Raw genomic sequence first — 15783 nt, 5'->3', positions numbered from 1 at the left:
GACTCTATTCTACCAGAAAAAAGGGCGATTCTTCTATATTTGAGGCAAAAAAGTGGGGGCTGATCCCAAAACGCATTCGCGTTTTGGGTCAGCCCCTTTGTCACCAACAGGGGGGGTAGGCATGTCGGCAGCGATGTTTGGTTCGGTGGAAGCGGGGTTGATTTATGCGGTGATGGCGCTTGGCGTCTATTTGTCATTCCGCGTGCTGGATTTTCCGGATTTAACGGTTGACGGCAGCTTTGTCACCGGCGCTTCGGTCGCCGCGGTGCTCATCACAGGCGGAGCGGATCCGTTTGCTGCGTCGGCTGCAGCGCTTGCGGCCGGCTTTGCCGCCGGGGCGCTGACCGGGCTTTTGCATACGAAAGGGAAAATCAATCCGCTTTTATCCGGCATTTTAATGATGATTGCTTTATATTCCATCAATTTGCGCATCATGGGAAAGTCGAATGTACCGCTGTTGCAGCAAGAAACGGTCATCACGAAAATCACTGCCGCCTGGCGGCAATCCGGATTGGATGAGACGCTCAACAAGCTGTTTTCTTTCACCGGGTTTGCGCCGCGGACGTGGGCGGTGCTCGTTTCGATGGCCGTCGTCGCGCTCGTGGTGAAATGGCTGCTCGATTGGCTGTTGAAAACGGAAGTCGGAATCGCGCTGCGGGCGACCGGGGACAACAAACCGATGGTGGCCAGTTTTTCCGCCAACACCGACTGGTTGATCGTCTTCGGACTCGGGCTGTCGAATGCGTTGGTCGCCTTGTCTGGGGCGCTTGTTGCCCAGTATGGCGGATTCAGCGACGTCGGCATGGGAATCGGGATGATCGTCATCGGACTTGCGTCTGTCATCATCGGAGAGGCGCTGTTTGGCGCCCGTTCGGTTGCGCGAGCGACATGGGCGGTGATTGGCGGCGCCATTGTGTATCGGCTCATTTTGGCGCTTGCGCTGCGGGTTGAGTTTTTGGAGACGGGCGATGTAAAGTTGATCACGGCGGCGATTGTGATACTGGCGCTGATCGTCCCGAACGTGGCGGCGGCGCAAAAAGAAAAACAGAGGAAAAAACGGAAAGCAGCACAGCTTGAGAGGGGAGAGACGGTTGCTGGAGCTAAAACGAATTACAAAAGTATTTAACGAAGGAACTGCTGATGAAAAAGTCGCCTTGCGGGGGATTGATTTAACGCTGGCCCCCGGCGATTTTGTCACGGTCATCGGCAGCAACGGCGCCGGAAAGTCGACGTTGATGAATATCATTTCCGGCCGGCTGTCCCCTGATACGGGTGAAGTGTGGATCAACGGCCGCAACGTCACGGCGCTCAAAGAACATGCCCGCGCCCGCTACATCGGCCGCGTGTTTCAAGATCCGATGGCCGGCACCGCCCCCCATATGACGATCGAGGAAAATTTGGCGCTCGCTTACAACCGAACAAGACGGCGCACGCTGCGTCTTGGTGTAACAAGAGAAAAGCGAAAGTGGTTTCGGGAAACGCTGCAAACGCTCCATTTAGGGCTCGAAGACCGGCTCGCCGCTAAAGTCGGCCTTCTCTCCGGCGGGGAGCGGCAGGCGCTTTCACTGTTGATGGCCACATTCACAAAGCCGGATGTGCTTTTGCTTGATGAACATACCGCCGCCCTCGACCCGGCGCGGGCCGAGCTTGTCACCGAATTGACGAAGGAAATTGTCAGACAGCATCAGTTGACGACGCTGATGGTCACGCACAATATGGAGCAGGCGATTCGCCTTGGCAACCGGCTCATCATGATGGATGGAGGGCAAATTATTTTCACGGCCGAGGGAGAGGAAAAAGAAAAATTGACAGTCGAGCGGCTGTTGGAAGAGTTTCAGCGCATCCGCGGCAGCCGGTTTGCGAGCGACCGCGCTGTGCTCGGTTCATAAAACGAAACGAGGTGCCCCAACGTTGCGGGCGCCTCGTTTTCGGTGCAACGGAACGGGTCAAGCGGTTGGAAGCGGCTTGGTCGCCTTTTGATAGGCGGCTTGCAGCGCTTTCGTCACGTCCCCCGGTTCGCCGTTTCCGATCAATGTTTCTTCTACTTGGACGATCGGAGTGATCGCCGAGGTGGTGCTCGTCAAAAACAGTTCATCGGCTTCGGCGAGACTGCTGACGGAAAACGCCTTTTCGATGAACGGAATGCCAAGTTCAGCGCAAAATTCCTTCACTTTGGTGCGGACGATGCCGTTTAAAATCCGCTCCGTCGCTGGGTGAGTATAGACGGTTTTGTGCTTGACAAGGAAAATGTTCGATGAACTTCCCTCGGTCACGACGCCGTCGCGGTGGAGAATCGCTTCAAACGCTCCGCGCTCGACGGCTTCTTGTTTTGCAAGTACGTTCGGCAGCAAGTTCAAGCTTTTAATGCAGCAGTACTCCCAGCGGACGTCTTTGGTCAAAATCGCGCGCACGCCGCGCGCCATTTCCTCCGTTTTTCGCGCCATCGGCTGAATGTAGGCGTACAAATTCGGCCGGTTTTCGGCCGGAAATGCATGGCTGCGCGGGAAGCTCCCCCGCGTCACTTGCAAATACAAAATGGCATCTTCGCGCACATCGTTCATGCGGCGCAGCTGCTCGAGCCGCTCAGCCAACTCTTCATGACTGAACGGAACGGCGAGGCGAATGGCCGCCGCCGAGCGGTATAGGCGGTCTAGATGTTCATGGAGCCAGATGTACGTGCCGCTGTATAGACGAACGACTTCGTAGACGCCGTCGCCAAACTGCAAGCCGCGTTCTTCCATCGGATAGGCGACTTGTTCGGAACGAAGGAAGCCGCGTTCGGTCAAAACATATGCTTTTACGGTCATGGACGTGCACTCCTTTTCTTGTGACAAATCGATCGTCAATCAATTTGATTATATCATAGGGGAAAAAATTGTGATGGATGTTCGGGTTGCGAAACATCGTTCTTTTTTGCATAATGGAGCTATTAATCTAGCAAGACGGGGGGATGATCAGTGGAAACGACATGGGAAGCTAGCAAGATGGCGCCGTTTCGCCAAGGAGTGCAAGCGGGGGTGGCGATCGCCATTGGCTATACGCCGATTGCGCTCGCTTTTGGACTACTCGCCAAGACGACCGGGCTGACGCTTGGCGAAACGGTGCTGATGAGCCTTGTTGTCTTTGCCGGCGCTTCGCAATATATTGCCCTCAGTTTGATTGCCGCCGGCACCGGGGCGTTGGAAATCGTGTTGACGACGTTTATTTTAAATATTCGCCATTTTTTAATGTCCGCTTCCCTGAGCGAAAAAGCCGAGCCGGATGCATTTTGGAAAAAAGCGTTGTACGCCTTTGGCATCACCGATGAAACGTTTTCAGTGGCCGCGATGAAAGAGGGGACGGTCAACGCTTCGTATATGTTTGGATTGATTGCCATGGCGTACGGCAGCTGGGTGGTCAATTCCGGCATTGGGCATGCCGTAGGGGCGAGCCTGCCGGAAAGCCTGCAGGAAAGCATGTCGATCGCCTTGTATGCCATGTTTATCGGGCTGCTTGTGCCGGCGTTGAAAAAGCAACGGAAAATCGTATGGCTGGCGGGGCTGTCCGCTTTGTTTAATTCCATCGGCACGTTTGTTCTTCACTTGTCGAAAGGATGGTCGATCGTGTTGGCTACGTTGCTGTCGGCTGTCATCGTTCAATGGCTGGCGAAAGAAGGAGGAAACGGCGATGAATAGCACGATCGTCTGGATGATCATCGGCATGGGAGTCGTGACGTACTTGCCCCGCCTGCTGCCGTTTGTGCTGCTCGGCCGCATCCAGCTGCCGCCGTTTTGGCAAGGGGTGCTGAAAAACGTGCCGTATGCAGTGCTTGGGGCGCTCATTATTCCTGACGTTTTTTTCATCCAAGATGATGTTGTGTTCGGAGCCATTGGTTTTGCGGCGGCTGTCATCGCGGCTTGGTTCGGGGCCAATGTCATGGTCGTCGTTCTTGCCGCGGTTGCGGTCCTCAGTCTGTATTCGCTCGTCGTTTGAACGATGCTGTCTTTGGCAAGGGGGCAAAAGGCGCCGGATTTCCCTGGAACACACATCATCCAGCACAAACAGGTGTCCCGAGTGATCGGGACACCTGTTTGTTGCGGCGATATTACGGCAACTCATTCATAATGGTTTCATATACGTCATCGACGTGAAACCGCGAAGTCCCCATCCCGACCTGCTCAATGACGCGGCCATCGCGGTCAAGCAAGTACGCGAGCGCTGTATGCACAATCATCCCGTTGCCCGGGTCTCGGTATTGAAAATCGAAGGCGTCGGCTGTTTTTTTTGTTTCGTCCTCGCTGCCGCGCAAAAATACCCAGCCTTGCCCGTCGCCGGTTACGCCAAACGTGCGGGCATATGTTTGCAGCTTTTCTTTCGTGTCGCGGGCCGGATCAATCGTGATGGTGATAAATTCGACATCCCGCCCAAATACACCGGCGCTTTCCAGCCGGTCGCGCAGTTTCGCCATTTGCATTGTCGTATTCGGACAAATATCCGGACAGTTTGTATAAATAAACTCAACGAGCCGCACTTTCGGCGGCAAGTCGCCGAACGCATACGGACGCCCCCAGGCAGTTTCCATTGTGACATCGTGGGGAAGGCGCGCGGCAGATGGCTTATAAACGGTAAAGTAAAAGATGCCGGCGCCGATTCCGAACAGTACGAGGCACGCTGCTATCGTATACCACTTTCTCATTCTCATCACTCCTCTATTCATGATCATACCAAAAGTACGGATAGGAAAACGGTGTTGTTTACGAACAGTTTGTGTCTATTTTCCTAATTCAAAAAAAGTTTCAAAAAAAGCTTGCATTTTTTTCTTTCTGTTATATAATAAAACCGTAAATAAAAATAATGTATTATAACAAAGAGATGGGGGAAGGAAAAATGGCGTCATTTGCTGAACGTGTCCGACAATTAGAGGAAAGCTGGAAAAATGAAGAGCGCTGGAAAGGGATCGTCCGCCCGTACAGCGCCGAAGATGTCATTAAACTGCGCGGCTCGATCGATATTGAGCATACGCTCGCTCGGCGCGGCGCAGAAAAACTATGGAAACTGCTCCATACCGAAGACTATGTCCACGCGCTTGGTGCGTTGACGGGGAATCAGGCCGTGCAACAAGTGAAAGCCGGGTTGAAAGCCATTTATTTAAGCGGATGGCAGGTGGCAGCCGACGCCAACCTCGCCGGGCAAATGTATCCGGACCAAAGCTTGTATCCGTCCAACAGTGTTCCGCACGTCGTCAAACGCATTAATCAGGCGTTGCAGCGCGCGGATCAAATTCAATATTTGGAAGGTAGTGGAGACATCGACTACTTTGTTCCGATCGTGGCTGATGCCGAGGCGGGGTTCGGCGGCCAGCTGAACGTGTTTGAGCTCATGAAAGCGATGATCGAAGCGGGAGCGGCCGGTGTCCATTTTGAAGACCAGCTGTCATCGGAGAAAAAATGCGGACATTTGGGCGGAAAGGTGCTTTTGCCGACGCAAACGGCGGTGCGCAACTTGATCGCGGCGCGGCTTGCCGCCGATGTCATGGGCGTCCCGACCGTGCTCATCGCCCGCACGGACGCCAATGCGGCCGACTTGATTACGAGCGACATTGATCCGCGCGATCAACAGTTTATTACCGGTGAACGGACGCCGGAAGGATTTTACCGCACGCGTGCAGGGCTCGATCAGGCGATCGCCCGTGGACTTGCCTATGCGCCGTACGCCGACCTTATTTGGTGCGAAACGAGCGAACCGAATTTGGAAGAAGCGCGCCGGTTTGCGGAAGCCATTCATGAAAAATTCCCTGGCAAGCTGCTGGCGTACAACTGCTCGCCGTCGTTCAACTGGAAGAAAAAATTGGACGACGAAACGATCGCCAAATTCCAGCAAGAGCTCGGCAAAATGGGGTACAAGTTCCAGTTCGTTACTCTGGCTGGATTCCACGCGCTCAACTACAGCATGTTTGAACTGGCGCGCGGCTACAAAGAACGCGGCATGGCTGCATACGCCGAACTGCAGCAAGCAGAATTTGCCGCTGAAAAATATGGCTACACTGCAACGCGCCATCAACGCGAAGTCGGCACCGGCTATTTCGACGAAGTCGCCCAAGTGATCTCCGGCGGCCAATCGTCAACAGTCGCTTTGAAAGGATCGACGGAAGAGGAGCAGTTTACGACCGCTTGACGGCGGCTATTGCCGTATATCGACGGAAGCCCGGTTTGACCGGGCTTTTTTTGCGTATAAAAGGAAAAAGCTGGCGCACTCTATAGACGGAGGGAGGCGATGAAATGGAAAAGAAAAAAGATAGTCTGCCGGAGCTAATCCCTGCCGAATTCCGCGTCAGCACCGATCTCCATTTTGAACAATCGTGGATGAACGAGGAAACGTATGCAGGCGACTCGGTCGGCGAACATACGGCGCTCGAGCAAGCGAACGAGTATTTAGCAATGAAAGAAATCGGCCAGACGTTTGAAAACTCCTGACAATGCCCATGACGATCGTCATGGGATTTTTTGTGCAAAAAACCCGCTAACTTTTTTCAAAATATAGAAAAATATAACTATTAGTGGTATGATAGGAGTGGTGAGTTCGTTGAGAGGAGATGAGACGATGAAAGTAAATGAATTTATCATCCTAAACCATTTCGTCGTGAGCCGTTATACGATGGCGATTCTCCCTTATTTGTTGAACAATGACCTGTATGCAAAGGTCGTCGAGGAAGATGGCGAGTACATTGTCAAACAAACGCCCCTCGACATTATTAGACATAGCTGCGATTATTATGGCTGCAGCTTTCAAGGCAGAAAAGAGGGAACAAAGGCCGTGATCGGCATCACCCACAAAGCGCCGATCGCCATTGAACCGTCCAACGAAATTTACTTCTTTCCCACCGCTTCCCCGAAAGATTCCTGCTGTGTTTGGCTGTCGCATATGCATGTCTATCGGTATGAGCCTGCGAAATATGAGCGGACGGTTGTATACTTCCGCAACGGGAAAAGCGTTGTCCTCGATGTGTCCTGCAAATCTTTCATCAACCAATTGCACCGAACAGCCCAGCTGCGGACGAAACTGTCGGAGCGAATGGAGGCGAGAGAGCGCAAACTGCAATACATATATCGCATGCAGCAAGAAAAGCATGTGACGGAATAACCGCCATGATAAAAAAATGGGTTTTCACAAGCAAAAGTTCAAATTGCGCGGCCGAGCGTGTAAAATAAAAATATAAACGGCATTTGAATGGAGAAAGAACGATGAATATGGAAACTTTGAAACAATGGCTCACGCTCGACCACGTGCTTTCCTTGCTCGACCATTACCGTTCCTTCGGCATATTTCCCGGCATTGCGGCGACGCTGCTCGAGTCGTTTTTTCCGATTTTGCCGATGGTTGTGTTTGTGATGGCGAACGCAGCGGCATTCGGGTTGTGGAAAGGGTTTTTCATTTCTTGGATTGGCGCTTCGCTCGGCTCGCTCATCGTCTTTTGGCTGACGCGGAAGATCGGCCAGCAGCGTTTCTTTCATTTTGTCCGCCGCCATCCAAAAGTGCGCCAGTTTATGCACTGGATTGAACGGCACGGATTCGGGCCGCTGTTTTTGCTGTATTGCTTTCCTTTCACCCCGTCGGCGCTTGTCAATATCGTTGCCGGTCTGTCACGCATCAGCCGCCAGCAGTTTGTATTAGCGGTCTTGCTTGGAAAGATGATCATGATTTTTACGATCAGCTTTATCGGGTATGACTTGGTGGCGCTTGTCCGCCAGCCGTTGCGTACGGCGGCGATCGCTGTTGTTGTGCTGCTGCTTTGGTATGCGGGAAAACGAGTAGAGGCGAGATTTTCGTTGACGGAAAAACAACGCAGCGAGGAGGACGGGGAGTGACCAAACGGAAACAAGGAAAGAAGCGGGGACGCCGCTGGCCATGGCTCGCCGCTGTCGGGTTTGTCGCCATGCTCCGTTTTTTCGTTTTCAGCAATTATATGGTGGAAGGAAAGTCAATGATGCCGACGCTGCAAAGCGGCAATTTGCTGATCGTCAATAAGATCCGTTATGAAATTGCCCCGATTCATCGGTTTGATGTTGTCGTGTTTCACGCCAATCAAAAGGAAGATTACGTGAAACGGGTCATCGGGCTGCCGGGGGATCGGATCGAGTACAAAAACGATGTGCTGTATATTAACGGTCGACAGGTCGATGAACCGTATTTGCGGCCGTATAAGCAGCAACTCCTTAGCGAGAAGCTGACAGGCGATTTTACCCTTGAAGAGGTGACGGGAGAAAAGCGGGTGCCGGCCGGCTGCATTTTTGTCCTTGGCGACAATCGGCTCAGCAGTTGGGACAGCCGCCATTTCGGCTTCGTCAAAATCAGTCAAGTGGTCGGCAAGGTAGACCTCCGCTATTGGCCGTTTCGGGAGATTGCTTTCCATTTTTGAGAAAATGGCGCATCGAGGTGCGGCGGCGGTTTTGCCTAAGGGAGCGGTTGCTTTCAAGGAAGGCAGTTTTTTCTTTACCAAATACGAACATATGTGCTAAAATGGAAGAGATAAAGGAAACGAATGGTGGTGATCGCCGTGTCGCTTCGCTTTTTGCTTGGACGATCGGGAAGCGGGAAGACGGCTATGTGTCTTGCGGAAATCCGCCGCAAGCTGCAGGAAGATCCGAGAGGAAAGACGATTGTTTACCTCGTTCCGGAGCAGATGACGTTTCAATGTGAATACGCCTTAATCCATACCGAGGGAGCAGGAGGAATGATCCGCGCCCAAGTGTTCAGCTTCCCCCGCCTCGCCTGGCGCGTCTTGCAGGAGACGGGAGGCATGAACCGCTACCACGTCCACGATGTCGGCGTGCAAATGATGATTCGCAAAATTATTGAACAGCGGAAACAGGAGCTTAGACTGTTTGGCCGTGCGGCGGACAAAAGCGGTTTTGTCGAGCAGCTGCATGAGATGATCGCCGAATGCAAGCGGTATTGCTTAACGCCGGACGAGCTTCGCCGCCGTGTCGAGGAGCTGGAAAGCGGGCCGAGCCGGCCGGGCCGGCGCCTGCTGGCCGATAAGCTCAGCGATGTCGCGCTCGTTTATGCAGAGCTCGAGCGGAGCTTAAGCGGCCATTACCTCGATTCGGAAGATTATTTGCGCCTGCTCGCCGAACAAATCCCCCGCTCCTGCTATTTGCGCGATGCCGATGTTTATATCGACGGATTCCATCATTTTGCCCCGCAAGAATACATAGTGATTGAGCAGCTTCTTCGTCATTGCCGGCGGGTCACCGTTTGCCTGACGGTCGACCGCCCGTATGATGGTGCGATGCCGGACGAGCTCGACTTGTTTTATCTGCCGGCGCAGACGTACCGCCAGTTGCGCGAGCTTGCCTTGGCCAACGATGTTTTGCTTGAAGAGCCGGTCGTGCTCGCGGAAAACCGACGTCATCAAAGCGGGGCGCTCGCCCATCTCGAGGCGCAGTTTCATCGCCGCCCGCTGCCACCTTACGAAGCGGAAGACGGTGCGGTCTGCCTTTATGAGGCGGCCAACCGCCGCGCAGAACTGGAAGCAGTCGCCCGGGAAATCATCCGCCTTGTCCGCGACGAAGGGGCGCGCTATCGCGACATCGCGCTCGTCATCCGCCAAACGGAGGCGTACCGCGACCTTGTGAAGACGGTGTTTTTTGATTTTGGCATCCCGTATTTTATGGATGAAAAAGAGCCGATGCACCATCATCCGCTCATTGAACTTGTGCGCGCTGCTTTGGAAACCATTTCCACAAACTGGCGGTATGAGGCGGTGTTTCGCGCTGTGAAGACGGATTTGCTCTTTCCGTTGGACGGTGACTTGGTCATGTGGCGCGAGGCAGCCGACAAACTCGAAAACTATGTTCTTGCTTATGGGATGAAGGGGGACAAATGGACGAGCGGCGAGCGCTGGCCGTATCGGCGCTACCGGGCGCTTGACGGGTTGAATGTGCCGCAGACGGATGAAGAACGGCAATTTGAGGACAAGTTGAACGAATGGCGGGAGACGCTGGCCGCCCCGCTCCGCCGCCTTGAGCGCCGTTTGCGCCGGGCTAAGGACGGGCGCGGGTATTGCACGGCGCTATATCTCTTGTTAGAAGAATTGCAGATTCCGAAAAAGCTGGAACAAATGAGCGCGCAGGCGGAAGCGGAAGGCCGCCTCGTGGAAGCGCGCCAGCATGAGCAGGTGTGGAACGCGGTCATCGATTTGCTTGACCAATACGTTGAAATGCTCGGAGCGGAACCGTTGTCGTTAGCCGAATTTGCCAAAATTATCGAGGCCGGGCTTGACCGGCTTGAGTTCTCCCTTGTGCCGCCGGCCATCGATCAAGTGATCGTCGCCCAGCTCGACCGTTCGCGCCTCATCGGCGTGAAGTATGCGTTTGTCATTGGCGCCAACGATGGCGTCATTCCGGCCAGGGCGAAAGAGGATGGGCTTATGGCGGAAATCGAACGGGAGCAGCTGCGCGAACTCGGTGTGGCGCTTGCGCCGGGGAGCCGGGAACAGCTGTTTTACGATCCGTTTTTTATCTACCTGGCGCTTGCCTGTCCAAGCGAACGGCTGTATGTTACATACCCGCTGGCCGATGGCGAAGGGAAAGCGCTCATGCCATCGCCGCTGATTAAACAATTGTCGGAGCTGTTCCCGAAGGTGAAGGTGCGCTTGTGCGGCAACGATCCGTTCGATGCCCCGGAAGAGAAGGCGGAGGCGTTTGTGACAGCGCCGCAGGCGACACAAACGTATTTGGTCAGCCAGCTGCGCGCATGGAAGCGAAACTATGGCATCGATCCGCTTTGGTGGGATGTGTACAACGTGTTCATCGCCCGCCCGGAATGGAACGAGAGGGTGCAAAAGGCGGTGTCGGCGCTGTTTTATACAAACAAAGCTGCGCCGTTGAAAAAACAATGGAGCCGGCGGTTGTACGGAAAAAAAATTCAGGCGAGCGTCTCGCGCATGGAGCAGTTTCAAAAATGCCCGTACGCCCATTTTATTTCACACGGGCTGCGCTTAAAGGAGCGAAGCATTTTCCGCCTCGAGGCGCCGGATGTCGGCCAGTTGTTCCATGCGGCCATTAAACAAATCGCCGACCGGCTGCGCGAACAGCACGTTGATTGGCGCGAACTGTCCCAACCGGATTGCGAGCGTCTGTCGGATGAAGCGGTCGAACGGCTTGCCCCCCTCATTCAACAGCAAGTGCTGTCCAGCTCGTCTCGCTATGAATATATGAAACGGAAATTAAAACACGTTGTCGCCCGCACAACCCACGTGTTGAGCGAGCATGCGCGGGCGAGCGGCTTTGTTCCGATCGGGCTCGAGCTGGCGTTTGGACCGGGCGGCGACTTGCCGCCGCTTCGCTTTCAACTTCGCGACGGGACGGTTATGGAGCTTGTCGGGCGAATCGACCGCGTTGACAAGGCAGAAAGCAGCGAAGGAGTATTTCTTCGCATCATCGATTACAAATCGAGCGCCAAAACGCTTGATTTGACGGAAGTGTATTACGGTTTGGCGTTGCAAATGCTTACCTATTTGGACATTGTGCTCACGTATGCTGAGCAACTTGTCAAACAGCCGGCACTGCCGGCCGGGGTGCTCTATTTCCATGTCCATAATCCGATTGTGAAGGCGAAGCAGTGGCTTGACGATGAAGCGGAGATGGCGAAACAACTTCTTGAGCCGTTTCGGATGCGCGGTCTGCTGCTTGCCGATGTGGAGGCAATCCGGCTGATGGACAGTCAATTGGAAAAAGGGCAGCGGTCGCTGATTGTGCCGGTCAGGCTGACGAGCAGCGGGGCGATTCATTCGCAGTCTTCGGTCGCGAGCGCTTCTGATTTTGATGCGCTTCGCCAGCACGTCCGCCGTCTGTTTGCCGATATTGGCGGACAAATCGCTGACGGCATTGTATCGATTGCCCCGTACAAGCTGAAAAGCAAAACAGCGTGCGACTTTTGCGCCTTTAAGTCCATATGCCAATTTGACGAGGCGCTGTCCGGCAACGAATTCCGAAAGCTTGCCCCACAGACGGGGGAAGACGTGATGAAGAATATAACGAAAGGGAGGGGAGAATCTTGAGCGTTGCGTTTCGCCCGAAGCCGGCCGGAAGCCGGTGGACGGATGAACAGTGGAAAGCCATCGTGGCCGGCGGCCGGGACGTTCTCGTCGCTGCGGCGGCCGGGTCTGGAAAAACGGCCGTTCTTGTTGAGCGAATCATCCAAAAAGTAACGGCGGAAGACGAGGCGACCGATATTGACCGCCTTCTTGTCGTCACGTTTACGAACGCTGCGGCGGCTGAGATGAAAGCGAGGATCGGCGAGGCGCTCGAGCGCGAACTCGCCAAGCGGCCGCATTCGCTCCATTTGCGGCGCCAGCTCAGCCTGCTCAACCGCGCCTCGATTTCGACGCTCCATTCGTTTTGCTTAGATGTCATCCGCAAATATTATTATTTGCTCGATCTGGATCCGTCGTTTCGCATCGCTGATGAGACAGAAATCGAACTGCTGAAAGAGGACGTCCTTGAGGAGCTGCTTGAGGAGGAATATGGAAAGGCGGATAACGAGCGCTTTTTTGCCGTCATTGATGCTTACACCGGAGACCGGAGCGATGCCGAGCTGCAAGACATGATTTTCGCGTTGCATGACTTCTCCCGCTCCCACCCCGCTCCCGATGAATGGCTGAAAGGCCTTGTATCCATGTATGAGGTCGATGAACAGACGCCGCCCGAGTCGCTTTTGCCATCGCGCTATATCAACCAACATGCGGCGATGGAGCTGGCAGCGGCCAAACGGCTCATCGAAAGGGCGTTGCGTCTTGCGCAGGAACCGGGCGGGCCGCGGCCGTATGAGAAACGGCTGCGCGAGGATGCCGCCGTTGTCGCTGAACTTGAAAGATGGCGGTCGCAATCGTGGGAAGGACTGTATCGTGCTTTGCAGTCGCTGGCGTTCGGCCGGCTTCCGGGCTGTCGCGGCGATGGCTATGACAAGTGGCTCGTCGATGAGGCGAAATCGCTTCGCGACCAGGCGAAGAAGAAACTGGAAGCGCTGCGCGACAACATATTTTCGCTGCCCCCGTCTGTCTGGATCCGCCATATGCGGGAGATGAAGCCGGCGGTTGAGACGATCGTTGCGCTTGTCCGCCGTTTTTCCGCTAGGTTTCAAGCCGTGAAACGTGAAAAAGGGATCGTCGACTTTTCTGATTTGGAACATTATTGTCTGCATGTTTTGCGGCAGCGCGACCCGAAAACGGGCGAATGGCAGCCATCGGCGGCCGCTTTGGAGTACCAAGCGCAGTTTGATGAAGTGCTTGTCGATGAGTATCAAGATACGAACCTTGTGCAAGAAGCGATTTTGCAGCTCGTCAAAAAAGGAAGCGAGCGGACTGGCAACTTATTTATGGTCGGCGATGTCAAGCAGTCGATTTATCGTTTTCGCCTCGCCGAGCCGATGCTGTTTTTGGACAAATACAAACGGTTTGCCGCTGATGGGGCCGCAGGGGGAATGAGAATTGATTTGGCGCGCAATTTCCGCAGCCGCGCCGAGGTGCTGGACGGCACGAACTTCCTTTTTGCACAAATCATGGGGGAAACCGTTGGGGAGATGGCGTACGATGAAGCAGCCCAGCTTAAGTATGGCGCCGATTATCCGGATGGGGCGGATACTGTTCCGGAAGTGATGATCATCAACCGGCAGCGCGCGGCGGAAGAAGAGGACGAAGAGGCAGCGGAGCTTGAGGGCTCCGAGCTGGAGGCGCGCCTAATGGCCGAGAAAATCAAAGAAATCGTGTCGCGGCCATTTTATGTGCATGACCGCTCAAGCGGGCAACCGCGGCGTGCCATGTACCGAGACATCGTTGTGCTCGTCCGTTCGATGACGAACGCCCCGCAAATGATCGAGCAGCTGCAGGCGCACGGCATTCCGGCGGCTGCCGATTTATCGTCCGGCTACTTTCAGGCGACGGAAGTTTCGGTGATGCTGTCGCTTCTGAAAGTCATTGACAACCCGCACCAAGACATTCCGCTCGCCGCTGTGCTCCGCTCGCCGCTGTTTCGCTTTGATGAAAACGAGCTGGCCATGATCCGCCTCGCCGATCCAAAAGGAACGTTTTATGAGGCGCTTCAGTTGTTCCGGCAAAAGCCGGCGGAAACGGATGAGGAGGAGGCCGCCAAGAAAAAAGCGGCCGCGTTTTTGGAGCAGCTCGGGCGCTGGCGCACGATGGCCCGCCGCCGCTCGTTGGCCGACCTCATCTGGCAGCTGTATCGCGATACACAATTTTACGATTTTGTCGGCGCGCTGCCGGGTGGAAAGCAACGGCAGGCCAATTTGCGTGCCTTGTATGATCGCGCCCGCCAATACGAATCGACGGCCTTTCGCGGGCTGTTCCGCTTTCTCCGCTTTATTGAGCGGCTGCAGGAGCGCGGCGATGATTTAGGAGCAGCCCGGCCGCTTGGTGAGCAGGAAGATGTCGTGCGGGTGATGACGATCCATAGCAGCAAAGGGCTCGAGTTTCCGGTCGTCTTTCTGGCCGGACTCGCCCGCCCGTTTTATACGCGGGATTTGCATCATCCGTACTTGTTGGATAAAGAGCTCGGCTTTGGCGCCCGTTTTGTCCACCCACAGCTGCGCATCAGCTATCCAACGCTGCCATTGCTGGCGATCCAAGTGAAAAAGCGGCTTGAGCTGCTCGCCGAGGAAATGCGCATTTTGTACGTTGCGCTGACAAGAGCGAAAGAGAAGCTTTATTTGCTCGCCGCGGTCAACGATGCCGATAAGGAGATCGAAAAATGGAAAGGCGTTGCGGGAGAACGCGAATGGCTGCTTCCCGACGATGTGCGAGCATCGGCCCGTTCCTATTTAGACTGGATCGGCCGGGCGCTCATTCGCCACCGCGACGGGTGCATTTTAGCGGGAGAGAAGGCGCCGGATGAAATCGCCTCCCATCCGTCCGTATGGCGCATTGCCATTGTGCCCGCGGCCGAGCTGCGCAGCGGCGAGGCGGCTGCCGACCAGGCGGACGAGAGCGTGCTCGCTGCGCTTGAACATGGCCGCCCGGTTCCGGCTGGCGGCGGCTGGAAAGAGGAAGCAGAGCGGCGTTTGTTATGGCGGTATCGCTATGAAAAAGGGACGATTGTGCGCGCCAAACAGTCGGTGTCGGAGCTGAAAGAGCAACGGGTGCTGTTTGGCGAGCTGGCGAGTGAATGGCCGCTGCGCCAAGGAACAGCGCCGATTTTCTCGCGGCCGCGCTTTATGCAGGAAAAAACGTTGACGCCGATGGAAAAAGGAACCGCGCTTCATATCGTCATGCGCCATCTCGACTTGCGTGCGCCGGTCAGTGAAGCGTCCATCCGTGAGCAAATGGGTCGGCTCATCGAAAAAGAGCTGTTGTCGGCCGAGCAAGCCGAAGCGGTCGATGCGGCCGCGATCGCCGCCTTTTTCGCTACGGATATCGGCCGCCGCCTTTGCGCCGCCCGCGAGGTGCACCGGGAAGTGCCATTCAGTCTAGGGCTTCCGGCTTCCCATCTTTACGGGCATGACGGGATGGAAGACGACCGCCGGGTGCTTGTCCAAGGGGTGATTGACTGTGTGTTTGCGGATGAGCGCGGTTATGTGATGATCGACTATAAAACGGATGAGGTGACCGGCCGTTTTGCCGGCCAGAAAGAGGAGGCCGCCCGCTTTTTGCTCGGCCGCTACGGAACGCAAATGCGCCTGTATCGGCAAGCGATTGAGCAAATTTGGCGCGTGCCGGTAGCGGAGTGCTATTTGTATTCGTTTGACGGCCAATACATTATCGCGGTGGAATGACGCGGAGGGGGAAAGACG

The 15783-nt window shown here is 55.1% G+C and carries 13 protein-coding genes; 11 read left to right on the top strand and 2 right to left on the bottom strand.

Annotated features, from left to right (window positions below; genetic code table 11):
- The first annotated feature begins 121 nt into the window (after window positions 1–121).
- Both CV945_RS04240 and CV945_RS04235 read left to right on the top strand, forming a co-directional pair.
- Entirely contained in the window at window positions 122–1126 is a 1005-nt protein-coding gene (locus CV945_RS04240; protein ID WP_033011615.1) for an ABC transporter permease, read from the top strand.
- A complete protein-coding gene (locus tag CV945_RS04235; protein WP_033011617.1) occupies window positions 1092–1889 on the top strand; it encodes an ABC transporter ATP-binding protein in 798 nt (265 codons plus the stop codon). The genes CV945_RS04240 and CV945_RS04235 overlap by 35 nt, the downstream gene beginning before the upstream one ends.
- Before the next feature lie 57 nt (window positions 1890–1946).
- Here CV945_RS04235 and dat read toward each other — a convergent pair whose 3' ends face one another.
- Window positions 1947–2807: a D-amino-acid transaminase gene (dat, locus tag CV945_RS04230; RefSeq protein ID WP_033011618.1), complete on the bottom strand. Its 861-nt coding sequence runs from the start codon at window positions 2805–2807 to the stop codon at window positions 1947–1949.
- A gap of 150 nt (window positions 2808–2957) precedes the next feature.
- On the opposite strand from dat, the gene CV945_RS04225 reads away from it, so the two are divergent.
- On the top strand, window positions 2958–3674 hold the full coding sequence (locus CV945_RS04225) for an AzlC family ABC transporter permease (RefSeq protein WP_033011620.1): 717 nt from the start codon (window positions 2958–2960) through the stop codon (window positions 3672–3674).
- Window positions 3667–3972, top strand: coding sequence for an AzlD domain-containing protein (locus CV945_RS04220; protein ID WP_033011622.1), 306 nt, complete (start codon window positions 3667–3669; stop codon window positions 3970–3972). The genes CV945_RS04225 and CV945_RS04220 overlap by 8 nt, the downstream gene beginning before the upstream one ends.
- Window positions 3973–4084: 112 nt before the next feature.
- Here the strand turns inward: CV945_RS04220 and CV945_RS04215 are convergent, their stop codons facing one another.
- The gene (locus CV945_RS04215; protein WP_033011623.1) at window positions 4085–4675 is read right to left on the bottom strand and encodes an SCO family protein; all 591 of its coding nucleotides are present in this window, start codon (window positions 4673–4675) and stop codon (window positions 4085–4087) included.
- 191 nt (window positions 4676–4866) lie between these two features.
- Here CV945_RS04215 and aceA point away from each other — a divergent pair, with 191 nt between their 5' ends.
- The 7 genes from aceA to addA all read left to right on the top strand — a co-directional run bounded on the left by aceA (window position 4867) and on the right by addA (window position 15765).
- Window positions 4867–6153: an isocitrate lyase gene (gene aceA / locus CV945_RS04210; RefSeq protein ID WP_033011624.1), complete on the top strand. Its 1287-nt coding sequence runs from the start codon at window positions 4867–4869 to the stop codon at window positions 6151–6153.
- A gap of 104 nt (window positions 6154–6257) precedes the next feature.
- Window positions 6258–6452, top strand: coding sequence for a hypothetical protein (locus CV945_RS04205; protein ID WP_033011626.1), 195 nt, complete (start codon window positions 6258–6260; stop codon window positions 6450–6452).
- Between the two features lie 127 nt (window positions 6453–6579).
- Window positions 6580–7119 (top strand): competence protein ComK, encoded by a 540-nt coding sequence (locus CV945_RS04200; RefSeq protein WP_033011628.1) that lies wholly within the window; start codon window positions 6580–6582, stop codon window positions 7117–7119.
- Window positions 7120–7220: 101 nt separating this feature from the next.
- Window positions 7221–7844 (top strand): TVP38/TMEM64 family protein, encoded by a 624-nt coding sequence (locus tag CV945_RS04195; protein ID WP_033011630.1) that lies wholly within the window; start codon window positions 7221–7223, stop codon window positions 7842–7844.
- Entirely contained in the window at window positions 7841–8395 is a 555-nt protein-coding gene (gene lepB / locus CV945_RS04190) for a signal peptidase I (protein ID WP_044746232.1), read from the top strand. Before CV945_RS04195 ends, lepB begins: the two co-directional genes overlap by 4 nt.
- Before the next feature lie 138 nt (window positions 8396–8533).
- Window positions 8534–12040 carry a helicase-exonuclease AddAB subunit AddB gene (gene addB, locus CV945_RS04185; RefSeq protein WP_289668838.1) on the top strand — a complete coding sequence of 1169 codons (3507 nt, stop codon included), beginning with the start codon at window positions 8534–8536 and terminating at the stop codon, window positions 12038–12040.
- Window positions 12037–15765, top strand: coding sequence for a helicase-exonuclease AddAB subunit AddA (gene addA, locus CV945_RS04180; protein ID WP_033011636.1), 3729 nt, complete (start codon window positions 12037–12039; stop codon window positions 15763–15765). The genes addB and addA overlap by 4 nt, the downstream gene beginning before the upstream one ends.
- Window positions 15766–15783: the final 18 nt, after the last annotated feature.

The sequence above is a fragment of the Geobacillus sp. Manikaran-105 genome, from assembly GCF_002809955.1.
GTDB lineage: Bacteria > Bacillota > Bacilli > Bacillales > Anoxybacillaceae > Geobacillus > Geobacillus thermophilus.
Note: the sequence above shows the minus strand (reverse complement) of the source record. Positions and strands in the feature narration are given on the sequence as shown.

Bases quoted from the DNA above. Each gene is read 5' to 3' on its own strand.
- CV945_RS04205 (WP_033011626.1), top strand. From the start codon at position 6,258: ATGGAAAAGAAAAAAGATAGTCTGCCGGAGCTAATCCCTGCCGAATTC.
- CV945_RS04220 (WP_033011622.1), top strand. From the start codon at position 3,667: ATGAATAGCACGATCGTCTGGATGATCATCGGCATGGGAGTCGTGACG.
- CV945_RS04240 (WP_033011615.1), top strand. From the start codon at position 122: ATGTCGGCAGCGATGTTTGGTTCGGTGGAAGCGGGGTTGATTTATGCG.
- CV945_RS04195 (WP_033011630.1), top strand. From the start codon at position 7,221: ATGAATATGGAAACTTTGAAACAATGGCTCACGCTCGACCACGTGCTT.
- dat (WP_033011618.1), bottom strand. From the start codon at position 2,807: ATGACCGTAAAAGCATATGTTTTGACCGAACGCGGCTTCCTTCGTTCC.
- aceA (WP_033011624.1), top strand. From the start codon at position 4,867: ATGGCGTCATTTGCTGAACGTGTCCGACAATTAGAGGAAAGCTGGAAA.
- CV945_RS04200 (WP_033011628.1), top strand. From the start codon at position 6,580: ATGAAAGTAAATGAATTTATCATCCTAAACCATTTCGTCGTGAGCCGT.
- CV945_RS04215 (WP_033011623.1), bottom strand. From the start codon at position 4,675: ATGAGAAAGTGGTATACGATAGCAGCGTGCCTCGTACTGTTCGGAATC.